This window comes from Ruegeria sp. AF3 (genome assembly GCF_056536285.1).
This window is the reverse complement of sequence record NZ_JBQFJM010000003.1, coordinates 1-19,265: the sequence shown is the minus strand read 5'-3', so window position 1 is coordinate 19,265 and position 19,265 is coordinate 1. Positions and strand designations below refer to the sequence as shown.

22 protein-coding genes and 1 pseudogene are annotated in these 19,265 nt (G+C 59.6%); 8 read left to right on the top strand and 15 right to left on the bottom strand.

The genetic code is table 11. From position 1 onward, the window contains the following. Window positions 1–136: 136 nt before the first annotated feature. The 3 genes from ACR3FC_RS20335 (at window position 137) to ACR3FC_RS20325 (ending at window position 3,988) form a co-directional block, all read left to right on the top strand. Entirely contained in the window at window positions 137–1,342 is a 1,206-nt protein-coding gene (locus ACR3FC_RS20335) for a DsbA family protein (RefSeq protein WP_480478235.1), read from the top strand. A 59-nt stretch (window positions 1,343–1,401) separates the two neighbouring features. Then, entirely contained in the window at window positions 1,402–1,857 is a 456-nt protein-coding gene (locus ACR3FC_RS20330; RefSeq protein ID WP_480478233.1) for a rhodanese-like domain-containing protein, read from the top strand. A 73-nt stretch (window positions 1,858–1,930) separates the two neighbouring features. After that, entirely contained in the window at window positions 1,931–3,988 is a 2,058-nt protein-coding gene (locus tag ACR3FC_RS20325; RefSeq protein ID WP_480478231.1) for a protein-disulfide reductase DsbD family protein, read from the top strand. A 5-nt stretch (window positions 3,989–3,993) separates the two neighbouring features. On the opposite strand, the gene ACR3FC_RS20320 is transcribed toward ACR3FC_RS20325, so the two are convergent. From ACR3FC_RS20320 to ACR3FC_RS20300, 5 genes are all read right to left on the bottom strand, one after another. After that, the gene (locus ACR3FC_RS20320) at window positions 3,994–4,647 is read right to left on the bottom strand and encodes a DUF3047 domain-containing protein (RefSeq protein WP_424991120.1); all 654 of its coding nucleotides are present in this window, start codon (window positions 4,645–4,647) and stop codon (window positions 3,994–3,996) included. Window positions 4,648–4,655: 8 nt separating this feature from the next. Beyond that, on the bottom strand, window positions 4,656–5,423 hold the full coding sequence (locus ACR3FC_RS20315; protein WP_424991139.1) for a MauE/DoxX family redox-associated membrane protein: 768 nt from the start codon (window positions 5,421–5,423) through the stop codon (window positions 4,656–4,658). A gap of 16 nt (window positions 5,424–5,439) precedes the next feature. Then, a complete protein-coding gene (locus ACR3FC_RS20310) occupies window positions 5,440–6,378 on the bottom strand; it encodes a DUF305 domain-containing protein (RefSeq protein WP_424991119.1) in 939 nt (312 codons plus the stop codon). Between the two features lie 68 nt (window positions 6,379–6,446). Next, window positions 6,447–6,848 (bottom strand): Cu(I)-responsive transcriptional regulator, encoded by a 402-nt coding sequence (gene cueR / locus ACR3FC_RS20305; protein WP_424991118.1) that lies wholly within the window; start codon window positions 6,846–6,848, stop codon window positions 6,447–6,449. Window positions 6,849–6,860: 12 nt separating this feature from the next. Beyond that, window positions 6,861–9,371: a heavy metal translocating P-type ATPase gene (locus ACR3FC_RS20300; protein ID WP_480478229.1), complete on the bottom strand. Its 2,511-nt coding sequence runs from the start codon at window positions 9,369–9,371 to the stop codon at window positions 6,861–6,863. A gap of 206 nt (window positions 9,372–9,577) precedes the next feature. Between ACR3FC_RS20300 and ACR3FC_RS20295 the strand changes: the two genes are divergently transcribed. Genes ACR3FC_RS20295 through ACR3FC_RS20285 form a run of 3 tightly spaced genes read left to right on the top strand, consistent with a single transcriptional unit; the run spans window position 9,578 to window position 10,413 of the window. Continuing rightward, window positions 9,578–9,871 (top strand): DUF2933 domain-containing protein, encoded by a 294-nt coding sequence (locus ACR3FC_RS20295; RefSeq protein WP_424991116.1) that lies wholly within the window; start codon window positions 9,578–9,580, stop codon window positions 9,869–9,871. 51 nt (window positions 9,872–9,922) lie between these two features. Continuing rightward, window positions 9,923–10,135, top strand: a complete 213-nt coding sequence (locus ACR3FC_RS20290; RefSeq protein WP_299784433.1) for a heavy-metal-associated domain-containing protein — start codon at window positions 9,923–9,925, stop codon at window positions 10,133–10,135. 8 nt (window positions 10,136–10,143) lie between these two features. Continuing rightward, window positions 10,144–10,413, top strand: coding sequence for a hypothetical protein (locus tag ACR3FC_RS20285; RefSeq protein ID WP_480478227.1), 270 nt, complete (start codon window positions 10,144–10,146; stop codon window positions 10,411–10,413). 34 nt (window positions 10,414–10,447) lie between these two features. Here ACR3FC_RS20285 and ACR3FC_RS20280 read toward each other — a convergent pair whose 3' ends face one another. The 10 genes and pseudogenes from ACR3FC_RS20280 to ACR3FC_RS20235 form a co-directional block, all read right to left on the bottom strand. Further along, window positions 10,448–11,116, bottom strand: coding sequence for a L,D-transpeptidase (locus tag ACR3FC_RS20280; protein WP_424991114.1), 669 nt, complete (start codon window positions 11,114–11,116; stop codon window positions 10,448–10,450). A 54-nt stretch (window positions 11,117–11,170) separates the two neighbouring features. Continuing rightward, the gene (locus ACR3FC_RS20275) at window positions 11,171–11,899 is read right to left on the bottom strand and encodes a DsbA family protein (protein WP_424991113.1); all 729 of its coding nucleotides are present in this window, start codon (window positions 11,897–11,899) and stop codon (window positions 11,171–11,173) included. A 10-nt stretch (window positions 11,900–11,909) separates the two neighbouring features. Then, on the bottom strand, window positions 11,910–12,386 hold the full coding sequence (locus ACR3FC_RS20270; RefSeq protein WP_424991112.1) for a c-type cytochrome: 477 nt from the start codon (window positions 12,384–12,386) through the stop codon (window positions 11,910–11,912). Then, window positions 12,383–13,768, bottom strand: a complete 1,386-nt coding sequence (locus ACR3FC_RS20265) for a multicopper oxidase family protein (RefSeq protein WP_424991111.1) — start codon at window positions 13,766–13,768, stop codon at window positions 12,383–12,385. Before ACR3FC_RS20265 ends, ACR3FC_RS20270 begins: the two co-directional genes overlap by 4 nt. Further along, a complete protein-coding gene (locus ACR3FC_RS20260; protein WP_480478225.1) occupies window positions 13,765–14,421 on the bottom strand; it encodes a copper resistance D family protein in 657 nt (218 codons plus the stop codon). Before ACR3FC_RS20260 ends, ACR3FC_RS20265 begins: the two co-directional genes overlap by 4 nt. Before the next feature lie 213 nt (window positions 14,422–14,634). Further along, a pseudogene (locus ACR3FC_RS20255) lies at window positions 14,635–14,900 on the bottom strand (copper resistance CopC family protein). Between the two features lie 101 nt (window positions 14,901–15,001). After that, complete coding sequence (locus ACR3FC_RS20250) at window positions 15,002–15,316, bottom strand: c-type cytochrome (protein WP_259650590.1); 315 nt, start codon at window positions 15,314–15,316, stop codon at window positions 15,002–15,004. Between the two features lie 125 nt (window positions 15,317–15,441). Beyond that, window positions 15,442–16,014: a L,D-transpeptidase gene (locus ACR3FC_RS20245; protein ID WP_424991109.1), complete on the bottom strand. Its 573-nt coding sequence runs from the start codon at window positions 16,012–16,014 to the stop codon at window positions 15,442–15,444. 121 nt (window positions 16,015–16,135) lie between these two features. Beyond that, complete coding sequence (locus tag ACR3FC_RS20240; protein WP_480478223.1) at window positions 16,136–17,581, bottom strand: ATP-binding protein; 1,446 nt, start codon at window positions 17,579–17,581, stop codon at window positions 16,136–16,138. A gap of 5 nt (window positions 17,582–17,586) precedes the next feature. Further along, window positions 17,587–18,336 (bottom strand): response regulator, encoded by a 750-nt coding sequence (locus tag ACR3FC_RS20235; RefSeq protein WP_480478221.1) that lies wholly within the window; start codon window positions 18,334–18,336, stop codon window positions 17,587–17,589. Between the two features lie 164 nt (window positions 18,337–18,500). Here ACR3FC_RS20235 and ACR3FC_RS20230 point away from each other — a divergent pair, with 164 nt between their 5' ends. Together ACR3FC_RS20230 and ACR3FC_RS20225 are read left to right on the top strand one after the other, a co-directional pair. Next, window positions 18,501–18,824, top strand: coding sequence for a hypothetical protein (locus tag ACR3FC_RS20230; protein WP_480478219.1), 324 nt, complete (start codon window positions 18,501–18,503; stop codon window positions 18,822–18,824). Window positions 18,825–18,827: 3 nt separating this feature from the next. Continuing rightward, the coding region (locus tag ACR3FC_RS20225; RefSeq protein ID WP_480478217.1) for a TVP38/TMEM64 family protein at window positions 18,828–19,265 on the top strand (438 nt) is incomplete at its 3' end.

Sequence of the window (19,265 nt, the reverse complement as noted above, 5' to 3'; positions counted from 1 at the left end):
CAAACAGCCCGCACATGCGGGCACCGAAATGTCAGGAGTGTCGGGGTGGGCGATCGGGCACGAGGGGCTCACGGGATACATGAGCCCTTGAGAATGCGGCCCGTGTTGGCGCCGTAAAAGCGGTTTCTTCAGACCGATGATCCAGCTGTTGCTGGTAGTCCATGACACAGCAAAGACCGGTGTGGCACCCGTCGCCGTGTCCTGCGTGAGCGTCCGTTTGCCGCTTGCCATTGTTTTCGGGGTGGTGCGCGTGAATGTGGTTGGACACTTCTCCCGCCGAAGCGACAGCGGCGATGTGCAGGCCGCTCTCCACGCCGCTGATCTCTCCATCAAACGGCATTGCCTGCGTTCCGACGACGGTGATCGTCAGACACACACAGGCAAGACATGCCGATCGCAGGAAAAAGAACGCGTTCCAAACCATATGCGTGAAATAGCGCTCTTCAGAAGTTGCGGCAATTGGAGCGGGGCTGAAAGATTGTATCAGTTTGTAAAGTTGACCTTTTCCAAGGCTTCACACTACGAACTTAAGGGGGGACACGGTGAGATCAGGCTTCAGATGGATTCCAAGAAACGGTCAACGCTTTTGACGATCGGTGCGATCATCGCAGGGTACGCCGCCCTGCGCACAGTTCCCTCATTGTTGCCGGAAAAACTGGAATTGCAGGCGCTCGATAGACCAGAAGGATTTCGTAAGTTCGTTGCGGGTGAGACGTCAGGCGGCTTCGATCCTTTTGTAGGCTTGGGCACGGCGGACAGCACCGAGGTGGCGGCGCAGAAAGCTGCAGCCTTAACGCGTGTCTCCGAGAATATTTGTTCGGCCCTTTACGGTGGTCTGAGTCCCACGCCTACCCAGGTCCCGATGGCGTCGTTCTCGGACTACTATTGCCCCTTTTGCCGGGTGCAGACCAAACGGTTGGCCGACATGACGAGCGAGATGCCAGACAAGATCGCAGTGGCGTGGCATGAATTGCCGCTCCTCGGCGACAGCTCAAATCTTGCGGCCAAGGCAGCTCTTGCGGCGAAACGGCAAGGCGCGTACGTCGCTTTCCACGAACGTTTGATGACAACGCCGTTCCAAGCATCGCCGGAATACCTTGCCCGCCTCTCCGATGACATCGGCGTCGATAGCAAGAAATTGATCACCGACATGGAGAGTGCCGAGATCACGCGCGAGCTGGAAGACAGTGCAGCGCTTGCACGCGTGTTCGCGTTTGTCGGCACGCCGGCCCTCGTGATCGGCCGCACTGTCGTCCAAGGTCAGATCAGCGACAGAATGGTTCGGGAAATCATCGAGTTGGAGCGCGAAGAGGGTTGGCAGAATGTTTGTAAGGCTGCTTAGGCTGCAAGGCTCGCCCTGGGAAGTCCTGGCGTTTCTCGTCAATCGACTGTGGAGGCAACATGGATAGGCGGTGCTTCATCCTGCTTGCATCGACATGGGTCATGGGGCCGCAGGTCGTTGCGGCCGCAACGCGCGAAATCTGGTCGGCTGCTAAGACGGCCGACGCATTGGCGCAGGACAAGATTTCCCTGATTGATGTTCGATCGCGCCCTGAATGGGTGGAAACGGGCGTCGCAATAGACGCATGGCCCATCAGTATGCACGAACCCGGGTTCGAGCAGCGCTTGTTCGCCGCACGCGATTTTTCAGGCGAGAAACCCATTGCGCTGATTTGTGCCACCGGTGGGCGAAGCGGCCGTCTTTTGAGCGTCTTGAAACGAGCCGGCTACACGGGCTTCATCGATGTCTCAGAAGGCATGCTGGGATCACCGAAGGGGCCAGGCTGGATCGCACGCGGATTGCCGGTGACGGATCTCGAGGCGGCCTTGGCAAGCCTGCCTGGCGCTTTGCGTTGATCGCATGCTCATCCAAATGACCGTCCGGGTTTCTCACCTCGGGGCTTGGCTTCTGCTCTTCTTTCTCGGTTGCATGGGCATCTTCCTATCCGATGCCGTCAAGGCTGCCGAATCCGAGAGCTTTTCAAACCCCGCCGTAACCGCGCGTCTTATCTCGGCCGAAGACGGGATTGCGCCAGATGCCGCCTCCGTCTCACTCGGATTGGCCTTGGAGTACGGCGAGGGCTGGAAGGGATACTGGCGCACGCCCGGCGAGGTCGGTTTGGCACCGAAACTCGACTGGGCTGGTTCGACCAATCTGAAATCCGCCAAGCTCCTCTGGCCCGCGCCGGAACGTTTCGAGGCCTTCGGGATCGAGAACTTCGGCTATTCAGGTCAGGTTGTCTTGCCGATCCGCGCGAGACTTGAGGACGCCGGCCACCCTCTGGAACTGCGTGCCCGCGTGTCCTTGCTGACATGTTCGACTGTCTGTGTGCCCCATGACTTCGAACTTTCGCTCGCCCTACCGCAAGGCGTCGGGATCGATACAAACTCGGCTGGCCAGATTGCTACTTACGCCGATCGCGTTCCCGCGGTACCCGAGAACAGCGACATCAGGATATCGGTCACGGCCCTAGATACGCGCGACTCGGCTCTCATCGTTGTGGCAAAGAGCGACACACCGTTCGGTGAGGTCGACGTGTTCCCGGAATTCGGACCCCTTGTGACCTTTGGCAAACCAGATATCCGGTTGGATCGCGATAGAACGGAACTCTGGGCAGAAATACCGATCAACGCCTGGACCGAAGAGCATTCAGAGCCTTCGGTGACGATCACAGACACCGCACGTGCAATCACGGCGCCGATCACGCTTACCTCAGATCCCCCTGCCCCACCGTTTTCAAGCGCGAACCCTCGAACGAGTGTGCTGAAGGTCGTGGCGGTGGCCGCCATCGCCTTTCTCGGTGGTCTGATCCTGAATGTCATGCCCTGCGTGTTACCCGTTTTATCGATCAAGCTCACATCCGTTTTGAAGGCAACCGGTCAAACCCGGCAGATGACGCGCAACGGATTCCTGTTTTCAGCCTTGGGGGTACTGACATTTGTCTGGGCGCTTGCGGCTGCCTTAGTGTTTCTTCAATGGATCGGAGTATCCGTCGGCTGGGGTATACAATTCCAAAATCCGGTCTTCGTGACGCTGATGTTCATGGTCATCGTCGTCTTTGCCGCCAATCTCTTCGGTGCATTCGAGATAACCCTGCCCGCGGCCCTTCAAGACCGCCTGGGTGCCAGCAATGCCAGAGCCGGGTACATCTCAGACTTTGGCACCGGACTGCTTGCGGCCATCCTCGCTACGCCGTGTTCCGCCCCGTTCCTCGGCACCGCGATCACCTTTGCGCTCGCGGGTACACAACCGGACGTGATAGTGATATTCACGGCGCTCGGTCTTGGACTGGCCCTCCCCTACCTGGTCATTGCCGCACGTCCCGAGTTGGTCACGCGACTGCCCCGGCCCGGGCGATGGATGCTTCTGGTCAGGATCCTTCTTGGCGGTCTGTTGCTGGCAACAGCCGCATGGCTCTTGTTCGTTCTTGTCGGCGTGACGGGTGGGCGTGCAGCTGCCTTCATCTCGGCACTCACAGCTGTGTTCATCGTCGCCGCATCAATCCCACAGGCAAACCAATGGGTACGGCGTGCGGTTCTCAGCGCCTGTGTTTTTCTGGCGATTTTCGGGGCAGGTCTCACCTCAACCCCTGACCGCACCACAGCAGGGGTTGATGCGACGTCCCACTGGCAGGATTTCGAACCCCTCGGCATCGCGCGCCGCGTCTCTGAAGGCGAGACGGTGTTCGTCGATGTGACCGCGGATTGGTGTCTGACCTGCAAAGCCAACAAGTCTCTCGTGCTTGACAGGGATCCAGTGCGTGCGCGGTTGCGCGGCGGTTCCGTGATCGCCATGCAGGCGGATTGGACCCGCCCGGATGACAACATCGCGCGGTTTCTCGAGCGATATGACCGCTACGGCATTCCGTTCAATATCGTCTTCGGGCCAGGGTCGCCTTCCGGCATCGCTCTCCCGGAAATTTTGACGCCACAGGCAGTTCTTGACGCTCTCGACACAGCGTCTGTTCGAAGTGTCGCGTCGGAGTAACGCGTTTAATCGAGCTGAAGATCGGAAATCGACGCAACGATTCTGCCCTTGGTATCATCGCTGTCGGCCGACACGGCCAATCCAATCAGGGCACCCGGCTCGATCCCGAACGCAGTGCGATGATCTGATGCGAGATCGACCTGCTCACGATACTGCCCGATCTCTGAAGGGCGCAGGACTTTGCTGCGCAACCGGGGCGAATAGGGGCTGGGCAATATCGCATTGGTCGGGTGCGCACCGCCCCACACGTAGATCAGGGCGCGTGCGCTGTCCTCTTGAAGAATGCGCCGCGCGCTCTTTCCGCTCAGAGCGTCCACCCTCTCCGGATCGACGAACACGAAGTAGATCGCCAGATTTCTGTCGTCACCACCTTTGATCGTAAGATCGGTCGGTCGGACACCCTCGTGGACCCGCCAGACCCAACGCGCAGACTCAGCCGAACGATTGAGGTCCTCAACGGGGCGCCAGAGCAACGAGACCGTACCGTCCGAAACGATGTCCAACTGGCGTCCCCGTTGACCAAAATCGTTCGAGAAAAGGCGCAAGAAGCCCTGCTCTTTCCAGCTGCCGTCAAAAGAAATGACCTCGTTGGCGGTGCCCGCGGCTGGTGCAAACACGGCGCATGTCAGCAAGGTCAGAACTTTGGCGACATGGACCATTGCTCGTCCTATATCCAACCGAGTGCGCGCGCGGGCATCCAGACCCCCATAAAGATCATCATCAGATTTTCGGTCAGCGACACAAATCCCAGTGGCACGTTCGACCCGCCACCAACGCAAGCGCATTTCAAATCTCGCCCGTCGATATAGACCGCCTTGAACACGGAAACCGCCCCGATGGTCCCGATCACGAGGGCAATTGGGGCGCTGATCCACACTAGTGCGCCCGCGACCATGAGAACGCCCGCGATGGCTTCACCAAAGGGATAGATGTAGCCGTAACGCACCCAGCGTTGCGCGAGCAGATCGTAGTTCAGGAACATCGTCGAGAAGCCTTCGATATCCTTCAGCTTCTGGACGGCAAGGAAGCACATGGAGATCGCGATAAACCACTCGAAAGCACGGAGCGTAAGTATCGACCCAGAGAACGCCCAGCTGAGACCAAGGGCCATGAGAAACGACACCGAGAAGATCGCGATGACCGGCTGATAGGTTGTCTCGTCCGCGTCCTTAACCTCTTTCCCGAAGTGCTCGCGCAAGGCGTCATAGCCGCCGATGCGCGTACCGCTGATGAAGGTCTGGGGTGTTGTCGATACGTCGTGTTCCGCCTTGAACGCGTCCGTCTCTTCGCGCGTCGTCAGATGATGATCTTCGACCTCATACCCTTCGCGCTCCAAGAGATCTTTCGATTTCAATCCATAGGGGCAGAGGTGGTCTTCCATGACCATGCGATAAAGAACAGCCTTTCCTGCGGCCTGGTTTGTATCTTTCGGCATCATGTCCTCCATTGGTCTAGCTGTTGCAGGTCCAGTATCCCATGAAGCCAACCGCGAGCGGGGTTTCACCGGTCAATTCGAACAGAAGGGTAGAGCCTTCTCCGTTGTCAGCATCGCTCATCGCGACGGTCATCTGGCCACCATCGGCCATCAGAACACCTCCAGGGGCCACATTGCCGGTCGCTTCGAATTGCACCAGCGACCCGGAGACTTTCGCGATACCCTGCCCGTTTCCATCGGTCGCCAATACGGGGTCGGCGTTGACGGCGCGAACGAACGTACACATCGGCTCGGTGCCGAGCCCGCTCTCGATCTCCGCGTCCGAAAGAGGAGCAGGACGGATGCCTGCAATAACCGGCGTCGAGATTGCCTGCGTCAGGCTTGCCAAGCTTGCAGGTCCATCGGATTTACCCAATGGCCATTCTGGCCCAGCTTCGCCATTTGCTTCGATGTCGGCAAGCAGGAAGCGCATCTCCGCAATTTCCCGATCTTGGGCAACGACAATTTCTTCGGCGAGCGCTCTGACGCGTGGGTCAGTGATTTCCGCCCTCTTGCTGGTCATGATTGCAATCGAATGGTGCGGGATCATTGCACTCATCCAGCTTTCATCCTGCACGGATTCCTGGCTGCGCACGAGCCAGAGAGCGCCGGCGAACAGGACTGCCGAGCCTGCAAGAATGGCGACATTGGCGACGAGGTTTTTGTACATGCCCCACATGAAAAGGAGCATCACAATAGCCATCGTCGCACCCATGACAAAGGTCATATAGAACCGTGTCTCGCTCCAGTAGACATGTTCGAGAGCATAGGTGTTCAGATACATCAGACCGAACATGAGGGCCGTCGACGTTCCAACCATCGCGATGAAGCGCCCGTAAGAAGACTTGCCGTGACTGTCCGATTTGACGGAAACAGCAGAGTTGCGTTCATAATGAGATATTTCTGAATCTGACATGTGAACTCCTTTCGCTTTCCTCTGGAACGAGATTCCAGCGCTGGAGGGTTCCGAAATAGAACGCGTTTTCAGCGGATGTTCTTCAGGTCACCAGAAAGATCCTTCAAGATCGGGCAATCCGGTCGGTGGTCTCCGTGACAGGCCTTGACGAGATGGGACAGGGTCTCGCGCATCTCCTGAAGCTGAGCGATCTTGTCGTCGATTGCGCTCAGGTGCTCTTCAGCGATGGTCTTCACCTGGGCGCTTTCCCGCGTTTCATCCTCGTAAAGGCTCAAGAGATTGCGGCAATCCTCAATCGAGAACCCGAGCGCACGCGCGCGACCCAGGAATGCAAGCTTGTGCAGATCGGTCTCGCGAAACGCGCGGTATCCATTGCCGCTGCGCTGCGGTCTAACCAGGCCAATATCCTCGTAGTAGCGGATGGTTTTGGGCGGGATGCCGGACCGCTCTGCAACTTCTCCAATGTTCACGACACGATCCTCCTATTCTGCGGGTTGGGTCTGTGCACTGATCCGTGGTGCGGTGATGTCTCTGTCTTCACGCAAGGCTGGCGCGATGCGGCGCAGACGCAGGGCGTTTGTCAGAACCGATACCGACGACAGGGCCATCGCACCCGCCGCGAAAACCGGGGAAAGAAGCAGACCAAAAGCCGGATAGAGAACCCCGGCGGCGACCGGGATCAGCGCAACATTATACCCGAAGGCCCAGACGAGGTTCTGGCGAATGTTCGACATGGTGCGCCTGGAAACCTCGACCGCATTCACCACGCCGCGCAGATCGCCTGACATCAAGACCACATCGGCGGATTCGATGGCGACATCGGTTCCGGTGCCGATGGCGATGCCGACATCCGCATGGGCCAGGGCCGGTGCATCATTGATGCCGTCGCCGACGAAAGCAATCTTTTGGTCTCCCGCGCGCAGATCGTCGAGAGCTGCGACCTTGCCATCCGGCAGGACTCCCGCGATCACGTGGTCGATTCCGGTTTCGCGCGCGATGGCCTCCGCCGTCTCGCGTTTGTCTCCGGTGATCATCGCAACCTTGAAACCGCGCGCGTGCAGGGCTGCAACGGCTTCCTGGCTGGCGGGTTTTACGGGGTCCGCCACGGCGATCACGGCGGCCAGTTTGCCGTCGATCGCCGCATAAAGCGCTGTCCGGCCCCGCCCAGCCAGCTCGGCTTCGGTTTTGGCCAAAGCGGTGATGTCGATGCCTTCGCGGGACATATAACGGTCCGCGCCGACCATCACCTCCTGACCTTCGACGGTCGCGGCGACACCGTAACCCGTAATAGACCGGAAGCCCGTGGCATTCGCGACGGCGATTCCTTCGACCCGCGCGCCGCGAACAATGGCTTCGGCGATGGGATGCTCAGACTGGGCCTCGACGGCAGCGATCAGGCTCAGCACCCTGTCTCGGTCGAAACCGTCGGCGGTGACCAGATCGGTCAGCGTCGGCTGACCTTCGGTGACAGTCCCCGTCTTGTCGAGTGCGATGACATCGACTTCGGACAGGGCCTGGAGCGCATCACCCTTACGGAACAGCACCCCCATCTCTGCGGCGCGCCCCGTTCCCACCATAATCGACGTGGGCGTGGCCAAGCCCATGGCGCAGGGACAGGCAATGATCAGAACCGAGACGCCGGCCACCAGCGCAAAGGTCAAAGCTGGGTCCGGTCCGAAAAGCAACCAGACCGCCACCGTAAGCGCGGACAGCACCATGACCGCAGGCACGAACCACAGGGTCACGCGGTCAACAAGGCCCTGGATGGGCAGCTTGGCGCCTTGCGCCTCCTCGACCATGCGGATGATCTGTGCGAGCGTGGTATCCGACCCGACCCGTGCGGCCTTGAACGTCAGGCTCCCGGTGCCGTTGACGGTCCCGCCCGTTACGGCGGCACCTGCTGCCTTCTGCACGGGCACAGGCTCTCCGGTAATCATGCTCTCATCCACATTGCTGGATCCCTCGGTCACCTCGCCGTCCACAGGGATCCGCTCACCCGGGCGGACCAGGATCACATCGCCGACGGCGAGTGCATCGACATCGACCTCTACCGTGTCACCACCCCGGACGACGCGCGCGGTGCGGACCTGCAGGCCCAGCAGAGCCTGAATCGCAGCGCCGGTGCGGCCCTTGGCGCGTGCCTCGAGCCATCGGCCAATCAAAATAAGGACGACGATGACCGCAGCGGCCTCGAAATAGACCGCGCGCACACCCTCTGGCAGAAGTCCGGGAAGAAAGGTTGCGACCACCGAATATCCCCAGGCAGCGCCGGTGCCGACGGCGACGAGGCTGTTCATGTCCGGGGCGCCCTTGAAAAGCGCGGGAAACCCCTTGGTGTAGAAATGGCGTCCCGGCCCGAAGAGGACGAGTGTTGCGAGGACGAACTGGATGATCCAAGACGTTTGGAGACCAACCGTCGTCATCACCAAGTGATGAAATGCCGGAATAAGGTGGGAGCCCATTTCAAGGATGAAGACCGGAAGCGTTAGAATTGCTGCCAAAAGGACGCCGCGGCGCAGTCCGTCGGCTTCTTCTGCCTTGCGTGCGACGCGAGACTGGCTCGCCTGCGCCTCTGCAATCTCGGCCGGATAACCAATCGCCGCCGATGCCGCCATCAAATCGCCCAAGGACACGGCGCCCTCGAAATACTCGACCGTCGCCGTTTCTGCCGCCAGGTTCACGCTAACGGAAAGCACTCCGGGCACGTCCGCCAGTGCCTTGTCCACCCGCCCGACGCAGGATGCGCAGGACATGGACGCAATGTTCAAGGTGACCTTGGATGTCCGCGCGGGATAACCCAAGGAGGCAAGCGTCTGCGTGGCGTCGGCAAGCCGAGACGGATCATCCAGCGAAAGGCGCGCCGTTTCGGATGCGAGGTTGACGGCGACTTCGGAAACCCCGTCGAGCCCCGCCAAGGCCTTTTCAACACGCCCCACGCAGGATGCACAGGTCATGCCTTCGATGCTGAGCGTTGTTTGTCTGGTGTCGGTCATGGCATGTTCCCTCGATTGCGTACTCGAGGCAGATATAGGGCTTCCAGTCACTGGAAGCTCAAGGAGTTTATCGGAGATTTCTTTTTCAACCGGCACAGCATCAACCTACAGTCTCTCTAACCCCCTGTTTCCGATTGAAATGTATCGATTTGTAAACTTGTCGCACGAGCGATTGGTGCGCTATCTCCGAGGAAGGAGTATGTTCGATGAATATGTCAGATCAAGAAAAGCAGCCGCAGAATTCAAAGATGATGCACGTCGGCATGTGGGTATGCTGCGCGGTGATGCTGCTTCCGCTGCTTGTTTTCTTTGTCCGAGGCGGCTCATTTTTTGGATTGCAGGACAGTTTGGGCGTTCTGGCACCAATCGCCCTTTGCCTCGGCGCACATGGCGTGATGTTCTTCTTCATGGGGAAGTCCTGTCATGGAGGCAGCAAGTCATCGAATAGCAACGCTCCCGTCGCCATAAAAACCCCAGTTCCAACATCGACGGACGCTTGACCTTCCACCAACTGGAATCCCTATTTCCAATTGGTGAGAAAAGGATGCGCCATGAAATTTCACGTCCCAGAGATGAGCTGCGGCCATTGCGTCGCTGCAATCGAAAAAGCGGTAAAAGCCGCAGACCCGTCAGCAACCATCCGGACGGATTTGGCTGCACACGCGACAGAGATCGACTCGACAGTCTCCACGGCTGCCCTGCTTCAGGTTCTTGCGGAAGCTGGTTATCCGGCGATCGCTTTGGGAGAAGGTTCGGAGGATTGAAAATCCGGATGAACGGGACCTCTAAGGCGTTGGGCCTGATTTTTGGTGCGTATCTGTTGACCGGATGTTCCACGACACCCGTGGTCGATGCGGACGGTGCCTTCACCGAATTGCCTGAACCACTCGTCGGTCTCGCTGCGCCATACCAGAACCTCAACAAGGTACGGCTGGATCCGAATGACAGTTGCTTCTGGTGTTTGCACAACGGCCCGGTCGAAGCGACCTGGTTGCCGCTCAGAACGTCACAAGGCAATCCAATCTGCCAGGCGGTAAGCTAGGTCAAGACGCTTTGAGCAACATCAAGGTGCCCATTTAGCCGCCGATCGCATCTTCGGGCGGATACAGGTGAGCGGTCTTGCGCGTTTCCACGTTGGGATAGAGATCGTTGATATGTGCCATGATCATGCGCACGCACCCTGAACTCGCACGACCTCCGATCGAACGCGGCTCAGGCGATCCATGAATACGCAGATAAGTGTCCCGGTTCCCCACGTAGAGATAAAGCGCACGGGATCCCAATGGGTTGGTTGGCCCCGCGTCCATCCCCTCCGCATGCTGTGCATATAGGTCCGGGTCGCGTTCGATCATGTCGTCCGTTGGACGCCAAGTGGGCCACTTGGCTTTACGCCGGATCGTGTAGACACCCGGCTCGTACAATGTCCCGCGTGCGATGGCCACGCCATAGCGCATCGCCGTGTTGCCGTTCGGCTCGATATGATACAAGTAGCGCGCAACGGCATCGACATGGATGTCACCCGGCACGAGGCCCGCCTTTGCCTCCACCCGAACCGGTAGGAACCGCGGATGAACCCCCCACGGATTGGAAGTTGAGGGGTCATAACCCGGAGGTGTGACTTGCGCATCCCAGACATCCCACATCGCGCGCGGGGACGTGGGCGCTGCCGATATCGACGTGGCGAGCGGCGCCGAAAAGAGCATTGCAGACCCTACCACAAAGTGCCGACGCGTCAGTTTGGCCATCAAAGTACCTCTTTCACTCGTTTTGACTGTGTCCGTTCGCCCATTGTCAGGAAACTATTGACCTGCGGCGCGTGCTTCCTGCGCAAGACGGATCATCTGATCTGCCTCGATGACCCCCGGAACCAGCGCGTCTCCGATCACAAAGGATGGCGTGCCATTGAAGCCGAGCGCGCGGCTCATCTCCATTGACGCCGCGATATGGGCATCGATCTCAGGCGCCTGCATGTCCCGTCGCAGCTGCGCAATATCCAAACCAATTTCCTGCGCGACCTGGATGACGGACGCTTCCTCGGCTCGGCCCTGCATGCCCATCAACGCCCAGTGAAATTCCTCGTATTTGCCCTGCTCTCGCGCGGCCAATGCGGCGCGCGCGGCAAAAACCGAGCCGTCTCCGAGGATCGGCCACTCTCGATAGACCAGCCTCACATTGGGATCTTCGTCCAAGAGCGCTTCGATATGCGGCTTCACGCGACGACAATAGGGGCAGTTGTAGTCGAAAAACTCCACGACCGTGACGTCGCCTTCAGGATTTCCGAGAACCGGTGCGTTCGGGTCGTTCTCGAGGAGATCGCGGTTTTCGGAGAGGACACTCGCCGCCGCGGCCGCCTGCCGTTCCTGTTCACGCCGTTCAATGATCTGAACCGCCTCGAGGACAATTTCCGGGTTTTCGCGGATGGCCTCCAGAACCAATTCCTTGACCCGGTCTTCGCTGAGCGCGTCAGCATGAGACGCGAGTGGTGCAAGCAGAAGGGCGACCAGAGACATTGCCATTGCGATCTTCATGAGAGTTCTCCTAGTTCACCGGCACGCCATTGGTGCGCGCGGCTTGCATATCCTGTATTTCCTCGGGCCAGGTCGACTTGATGTACCCGAGTATATTCCAGATTTCCTGGTCGGACAGTTGGTCGCCGAAACCGGGCATACCGCTGTCGAACTCCATGCCCTGAGCGGCCATCACCTCTCGGCCCCCAAGCTTTGTATAGTCGAACAGCACCTGGTCGGCATGATGCCAGGTGTGACCGGTTTCATCATGGGGAGGTGCCGGCAGCCGACCGTCCGCGCCCGGACTCCGCCAGTTCTCCTGACCCTCCAGATTGGCCCCATGGCACGCAGCACAGGTCTCGACATAGAGCGCTTCGCCGGCCACGAGATCGACGCTTTCCGGCATCACCCCGCTTTGGACATCACCGACAGACCCGGTCCAGACATAGGCTGCCGCCCCGAGCGCCGCCAGGACACCAATCCCGAGGATGGCAGCCATCGCTCTCATGCCACATTGACCCATGTCATCATGCCGGACGCCGCGTGTGACAGCATATGGCAATGCAGCAGCCATTTTCCTGGGTTGTCTGCCACGAAGGCAATGTCGCGCACTTCGCCCCGGTCGAGCAGCGTGGTGTCGCGCAGCGCGCCGAGGCTGCCATCGGGTGCGATCTCGTGAAAATGCATGCCATGAAGATGCATGGCATGCGGAAACGACGTGTCATTGGTGATCTTCAGCCGAACGGTTTCGCCACGCGACAGTACCGCCAGTGCTGGACCATCCATGCCACCCACCGCGCCATTGAAGGCCCAGAAGTTTCCTGTCTCCATCATGTCGCGCATCGAAGACATCCGACCGCCCATCATGGCACCGCGCATGCCGCCCATGGCCCCCCCTTCCATCAGCAATGCGATGTCCCTTGCCGATGCCAGATCGGGCATGGTATGGGCATTCGGCGGCAGGGGTAGAGGCGTTTCGCGCCGCGCGCGTGTACCGTCGCTCGTCACTTCGAAGGCCACCTGAGAAAAGCTTTCATCGCGGCTCAATTGCACGATATGGCCTGCGCTGCCGACCTCTGCGGTCACGTCGACGATCAGGTCCACCCGTTGTGCCGACGACAGCAGGAATGAACCGTCCACGGGTTGCGGCACGGCCAGCGGCATCCCGTCCATGGCCACAATCCAGCCTTCGAGCCCCTCCAGCGCGAGTTGGAAAATCCGGGCGTTCGATGCATTGATCAGCCGCAGGCGTAGACGCTCATGCCGTTTCACGGTCTTTGCGAGATTGTAGACGCCGTTCGTTGTGATGTAGTTCCCAAGACGCCCGGCATGGCTGAGGTCATGCATCGCCCCGAAGGTATCCGCAATCTGAGCTGTTTCCGGATCGATGCGCCAATCGTCAAGGATCAGGACCTCTTCCCGATCGATATCGATCGGCTCCGGCTCTTCGACGATCAGCGCACCCTGAAGACCACGTGCGACCTGCTCAAACGAGCGGTTGTGCGCGTGATACCAGTAGGTGCCCGCGTCGGGGACAACGAAATCGTAGTCAAAGCTGTCCCCAGGGCGAATGGCGTCCTGCGTCAGACCCGCCACCCCATCCATCGCATTTTCGATGCGGATCCCGTGCCAATGGGTCGATGTCGGATCGGGTAACTCATTGATAATACGTCTCTGTACCCGCGCGCCTTGCGTAACCCGGATTTCCGGGCCCGGCGCGATACCATCAAACCCCCAGATCTGCGTTTTTCCGTAGTCGTCAGGTAAAAGCTGAATATCGGCGACCCGGGCTGTCACCGTGCGCATGGCTGATTGTGCAGACAGTGCATTCGGCATGCACACCAAACCGGCAGCACTCATACGAAGAAAGTCGCGTTTTGAAAGTTTCATGATGGCACCGTTAGAATTGAGGTGAAGACAGCCGTGGCAAGCAAGATGACACCGATACAAACCCATTCGAGAGAAATCGATCTTGCAAGGTGCGGCCCAGCTTTGGGATCACCGCTCTGCAAAGCGGGCACAAGCCGTGTTTTGTTGATGGCGGCAAGGGCCAGAAGCAGCGTCACGACGGCAATCTTTGCCAGAAGTGTCAAACCATAGGCAGTGCCGAGAAGCGCGGATAACGAACCAACCAGTCGCCAGGTCATTACCACGCCAGCGAGTAGTAGGAGTGGGACCGCAAAAGATGCGACCTGTCCAAAGCGATGTCCAAGCACGGCAGCAACTCGCAATGTGTCCGCAGACCCCGAAAGCTTATGGAGCGGAAGAAGGACGCCGATCCAGAATGCGGCAACGATCAGATGACCGAACAAGACGCTCTGAAACCATAGGCGATCTTCGCTGGCGACATGACCGATCTCGCAAAAACTCCAGATTGCCAAGAAACTGCCCAAGAGCGCTAACCATAGCCACCGTCCCCCCAAGACCACACCGCTCAGGAGTGCCCCCAGACCCAAAAGCCGCAACAGCAGGGCGTCTCCGGGCGGCGTTTCCCAGAGCAACGCAAGGATCGCCAGATCAGTCATGCCTGAAGCATCATCCATGAGCACTGCGCCCCGCACGGCAAAGCCGAGGAATGACATTGCAGCCGCCAAAAGAGCAAAGAAGACGGCCCAGGCCCGTAGAAAACGGTCGAGCCCAGCCAACTGCTCGGAAAAGACTTGGCGACAGAGTATCAGCCCGGAACTCGTGAGGACGCCGAGATAGAGCAAAAACTTTGTGGCAACCGCAGCCTGTCCCCAGATATCCGGCACCGCTCACTTCACTTCAAACGAGAAGACACCGTTCATCGGGTGCCCATCAACACCAAGCCCGCGCCATTCGATGTGATACATCCGGGCCCCATGGGCGTGAGAGGAAGCGAGAATTCTTTGACAAAACCGGATTGGGTGCCGAGGTCCAGAGCCTCGGTGTGCGTCTCAGCATGGGTCATTTCGACTTTCGTCAATCGCATTCCATCGTTGAAGCGCAATCCAATCGTCTCCGGTACGGCGTCAAGAATGGCTCCGTCTGCAGGCGTCATGCTTTCCTTTTCAGAATGGGCGAGGGCTTGCGCGCTGGTCAGCGCCAAAATTGTCAGTGCGACTCTGTATATCACGGATCGTCCTTCGTCGGTTTCTTCAGTCAGTTTATACCATTCGCGCGTTGCAACTCACGCACATAGGCCACGATCATTTTCACATCGCCATCGGTGACACCTTCGACCGGCGGCATGTTCCCAAAGCGCCAATGATGCGCACGGACACCATTCTTGGCCGCCAGAAGGAAGGCGGCATCCCCATGGTGGCTGGGTTCGTAAATCTTATGCACAAGAGGGGGCGCCACACCGTCCTGCCCGGCCGCATTTGCGCCGTGACAGGCTGCACATTTCGCATCGTAGGCCAGTTTGCCGACCTCCGCGTTGGCCGACAGCGCTTCCGGCAAGGCGACATCGACCATGGGTCCGTTGGCGCGAGACGCGTCGTCCGTGGTCGTTGCCACGTCATCGTCAGTTGGTCCTGTCCACCAGAAGCCAATGCCAAGAACCACCGCAAGGGCGACGGATAAGATCGTGTAACGCCCCATCAGATCAATTTGACCTGGGTCCCAACGGGTGCGCGTTCAAACACCTCTTCAATGTGTTCATTGTAAAGACCGATGCAGCCGTTGGACGATCTTCGCCCGATCTTTCGCGTGTCCTGGGTGCCGTGAATACGGTAATACTGCCAAGACAAGTACAGCGCCCGAGTCCCGAGCGGATTAGCAGGGTCGCCCCCCGGGATCCTTGCGGGCCATTCAGGATTGCGCTCGCGCATGGAGGGCGTCGGGGCCCAACTTGGGTTTTCTCGCTTTTCCACAACCTCCGTGTAACCAAGCCGTGTCAAGTCCTCGGACAAGGGGACAGACGTCGGGTAGAGACGCATTTCCCCATCGGTCGTCCAATGCTGCAATACTTTCGAGTTGGTGTCAGAGATTATCAAGCCGACACCGAGCGCGTCGAAATGGTCCTGCCAAGCGTGCGTTCGGAACGACGATACATTGCGCCGAACCGGGTCTATCGTCTGGGCCCTGACAATTGAAGGCGCGAAGAGCACCATGGCACCAAGTCCGCGCGCAAAGCTGCGCCGGGTGAGAGAAAGTCGATTTCTTGCCTGCATGGCTCTGCCTCGTTTCCATGTCGAACGCTTTGTTTTCTATCGGAGATCAGCAAGCGGCGAAACGCAGGAAGGGCCGGAATTTTGTAAGGTTATGTATCAACCCGCCGGTTGGATGGCGGCGCTACACTTTTTTGGTCCGAGCCGAAAATCCGGTTTCGGCGCGCGCTTCGGGATGCTCTGACGGGGAAGTCATCGCGGCTTGATCCGCAGTCACGGGCAAAACAATCCGGGCACAGAGCCCCCCCTCCGCGCGGTTCGACAGGGTGATCGCGCCGCCGTGTTGCAAAACGATGCTGCGGGCGATTGAAAGGCCCAGCCCATGGCCTCCGGTTTCGCGGGAGCGCGATCCCTCAAGGCGCAGGAAGGGCTGGAAGACATCGCGCAACCGGTCATCGGGGATCCCCGGCCCATCGTCCTCGACCAAAATCTCGATGCTCTCGTCAGAGACGCCCCAGGTTAGGGTCGGGTTGCGCCCGTAGCGCCCCGCATTGTCGATGAGATTGCGCAAAGCACGACGCAGTGCCTTCGGCTTGATCTGCACAATTGCCTCGGGTCCCGGGCGCACGTCCAACGCACCGTGGGTTGCGTCCCGAATGTCGGTCAGGAACGCGCCAATCTCGGTCCGTTGCAGGGCCTCGTCCTGTCCCACACCGCGCGCATAGGCCAGCGTGGCTTCCACCATATCCTGCATCTCGTCGAGAGAGGCCGTGATGCCGGTCTTGGTCTCCGCATCCTCTACCATCTCGGCATGAACCCTGAGCGCGGTGAGTGGCGATCTCAAGTCATGGGCCAGGGCGGCCAGCATTTGCGTCCTGTCCGTGACGAAGCGAGCCAGGCGCGTTTGCATGTCATTGAAGGCCGTCGTCAGGTTCCGCACTTCATTTGGGCCGACCGGCGTGAGGGGTCCTTGCCCGCCACCGCGCCCGAACTCCTCGGCTGCCGCGGCGAGATCATTCAGTGGCCGCGTCAGGCGCGTCAGCAGAAACCAGAAGATCGCAAGCAGCAACACGGCGGCCGTCAACACGAAAGAGAGGGTGGAGGCCCAAGACCACTGTATGGGCGGCCGCTCGAAGCGGGTGGCGACGTTCAGCCATTGGCCTCCGGCAATGGCGATCGAGACCTCCATTTCGAGGGCCGCCAGCGTGCCCTGCATCATCTCGGCGTGCATTTCCGCCATTTCCGGAGAGAGGTTCGGCAGCGGCAACAGCCCCTGTTCAATCTCATGCACTTCGACCCGAATATCGCGGGTGTAGCCATCGTTCAAAAGCGCCCGCACGCGCGCCTCAACCGCTCCGTTCTCATCATGATGGGAGTGCGTCACAGCAGGCGTGTCGCCGAGTTCGAAGCGCACAAGGGGCGAGTTTGCCGCGGCCACGATATCCTCATGCAACATCGGCGGTGCTTCCTCGATCAGACGGGCGACGTTGGCTGCGCGTCCGGCTGCCTCGCTGCCGATGGCCGCTTGCACCGCAAGCGACCGTTCATCGACGAAAAGCCACAAACCCACGACCTGCGCCACGAACAGGACCACCACCACCAAAAGGGCGATCTGTGAGCGGAACCCCATTCGCATCAGGCCTCGACCTCCACATCACAGTTCAGGCAATATCCACCATTGCGCACGGTCGATATGATCCGAGGGCGAAGCACATCGGGTTCGATTTTCCGGCGCAGGCGCGAAACCTGATTGTCGATCGTCCGGTCAAATGGTCCGGCGACACGGCCGGCGCTCAATTCCAGAAGCTCATCCCGGCCGATCACCGCCCGAGGACGCTCAAGTAAGACCGTCAGCAGCTTTGCTTCGGCCGTGGTCAGTGTATTGACCGTGCCATCGGGGCAAATGACATGGCTGGCGTCGTGATCGAATGTGATCCCGGCAAATACGGCCCGCTTGCCCGCAAATGTTCCGCCATGGGGCGCATATCCGTCTCCCGCACGTCGCAGGATCGCATTGATCCGAGCCAGAAGCTCGCGCGGATTGAAGGGCTTGGCCAAGTAGTCATCGGCACCGGTGTCGAGCCCCTTGATCCGAGCGTCATCGTCGCCGAGCGCCGTCAGCATGAGAATCGGCGTTTGCTGCCGCTCCCGGCGCAACCGTGCGCAGGCCGCGAGCCCGTCCTCTCCCGGCATCATGATATCGAGCACGATCAGATCGAATTTGTCCTCGCCCAACCGTGCATCCATCTCGCCCGCACTTTTGGCTCCCGTCGCGCGCAGCCCGTTTTTCTCCAGGTAGCGCGTCACGGAGTGCCGGATCTCGGCATGATCATCGACGACCAGAATATGCGCCGATGCCGCCATCAGCGATCGGGTCCCACACATCGGCACGTCTGGCCGATCGGCCTACTATTCAATAGATTGAGTTCCATAACACCCAGAATAGATTGTTCTTTCGGGAAAGACCCGCACCTCGTTTGTCGCAATATGTATCAATAGACCTGACATGTCTTGACCCTCCAGCTGCTGGAAGCCCCATTTAACCCAGCATGACAAACACACGACCAGACACACCGGGGCAACATCCCGCCCAATCGGTGCACAAGACCGTGGCGGCACCCGCGTGGATCGGGTTTGCGCTTTTTGTGGTTACAATGCCCGCCCACCTTCTTCTGGAACAGGCAGACTCGCTTGCCCTGGCGGCGGTCACACTGGCCCTGATCGGCGGGGCCTACATCGGGTTCGGTGCCGCCGATGGCCGTCGCTCCGTGTTCTGGTCTGAGCTGGCGGTTGCTCTCGTCTTTGGGGCGGCGGCCGTAGCGGGTCTCCTTTGGCATTGGGCAGCCTTTCTTGTGCTGCTCTATACGAGGTAGGCCATGGTGCGTGTCGTTGTTCTTGTCCTTCTGGGGCTTTTGCTTCTCGTGCTTGCGCGTCCGGACCTTGCGGGGCTCAATGCCGCTCTGCCGGAGCGCGACGACCTGCGCCTTTGGATCGAGGCGGCTGGTCTTCTTGGTCCGGTTCTGGTCGTGGCGCTGATGACGCTGGCGATCGTGGCCAGTCCCCTGCCCTCGGCGCCGATCGCGCTGGCTGCCGGGGCCGCCTATGGTCACACCTACGGAACACTGCTCGTCGTGCTCGGCGCAGAGATCGGAGCGCTTGCCGCGTTTCTGCTCGCGCGCGGGCTGGGGCGCCCTTTCGTGGAACGCCATGTCGGCGAGACGATCGGACGTGGACTTCTGGGGTCACAGAATACACTGACGTTTCTGGTGTTCGAAGCCGGCTGCTGCCGTTCCTGTCCTTCGACATGGTCAGCT

Coding starts and splice junctions, on each gene's coding strand:
- ACR3FC_RS20275 (WP_424991113.1), bottom strand. CDS start 11,899: ATGAAGATCGCAATGGCAATGTCTCTGGTCGCCCTTCTGCTTGCACCA.
- ACR3FC_RS20330 (WP_480478233.1), top strand. CDS start 1,402: ATGGATAGGCGGTGCTTCATCCTGCTTGCATCGACATGGGTCATGGGG.
- ACR3FC_RS20265 (WP_424991111.1), bottom strand. CDS start 13,768: ATGAAACTTTCAAAACGCGACTTTCTTCGTATGAGTGCTGCCGGTTTG.
- ACR3FC_RS20285 (WP_480478227.1), top strand. CDS start 10,144: ATGAACGGGACCTCTAAGGCGTTGGGCCTGATTTTTGGTGCGTATCTG.
- ACR3FC_RS20290 (WP_299784433.1), top strand. CDS start 9,923: ATGAAATTTCACGTCCCAGAGATGAGCTGCGGCCATTGCGTCGCTGCA.
- ACR3FC_RS20300 (WP_480478229.1), bottom strand. CDS start 9,371: ATGACCGACACCAGACAAACAACGCTCAGCATCGAAGGCATGACCTGT.
- ACR3FC_RS20325 (WP_480478231.1), top strand. CDS start 1,931: ATGGGCATCTTCCTATCCGATGCCGTCAAGGCTGCCGAATCCGAGAGC.
- ACR3FC_RS20245 (WP_424991109.1), bottom strand. CDS start 16,014: ATGCAGGCAAGAAATCGACTTTCTCTCACCCGGCGCAGCTTTGCGCGC.
- ACR3FC_RS20250 (WP_259650590.1), bottom strand. CDS start 15,316: ATGGTCGATGTCGCCTTGCCGGAAGCGCTGTCGGCCAACGCGGAGGTC.
- ACR3FC_RS20240 (WP_480478223.1), bottom strand. CDS start 17,581: ATGGGGTTCCGCTCACAGATCGCCCTTTTGGTGGTGGTGGTCCTGTTC.
- ACR3FC_RS20320 (WP_424991120.1), bottom strand. CDS start 4,647: ATGGTCCATGTCGCCAAAGTTCTGACCTTGCTGACATGCGCCGTGTTT.
- ACR3FC_RS20260 (WP_480478225.1), bottom strand. CDS start 14,421: ATGGATGATGCTTCAGGCATGACTGATCTGGCGATCCTTGCGTTGCTC.
- ACR3FC_RS20315 (WP_424991139.1), bottom strand. CDS start 5,423: ATGCCGAAAGATACAAACCAGGCCGCAGGAAAGGCTGTTCTTTATCGC.
- ACR3FC_RS20335 (WP_480478235.1), top strand. CDS start 137: ATGATCCAGCTGTTGCTGGTAGTCCATGACACAGCAAAGACCGGTGTG.
- ACR3FC_RS20295 (WP_424991116.1), top strand. CDS start 9,578: ATGAATATGTCAGATCAAGAAAAGCAGCCGCAGAATTCAAAGATGATG.
- ACR3FC_RS20270 (WP_424991112.1), bottom strand. CDS start 12,386: ATGAGAGCGATGGCTGCCATCCTCGGGATTGGTGTCCTGGCGGCGCTC.
- ACR3FC_RS20310 (WP_424991119.1), bottom strand. CDS start 6,378: ATGTCAGATTCAGAAATATCTCATTATGAACGCAACTCTGCTGTTTCC.
- ACR3FC_RS20235 (WP_480478221.1), bottom strand. CDS start 18,336: ATGTGTGGGACCCGATCGCTGATGGCGGCATCGGCGCATATTCTGGTC.
- ACR3FC_RS20230 (WP_480478219.1), top strand. CDS start 18,501: ATGACAAACACACGACCAGACACACCGGGGCAACATCCCGCCCAATCG.
- ACR3FC_RS20280 (WP_424991114.1), bottom strand. CDS start 11,116: ATGGCCAAACTGACGCGTCGGCACTTTGTGGTAGGGTCTGCAATGCTC.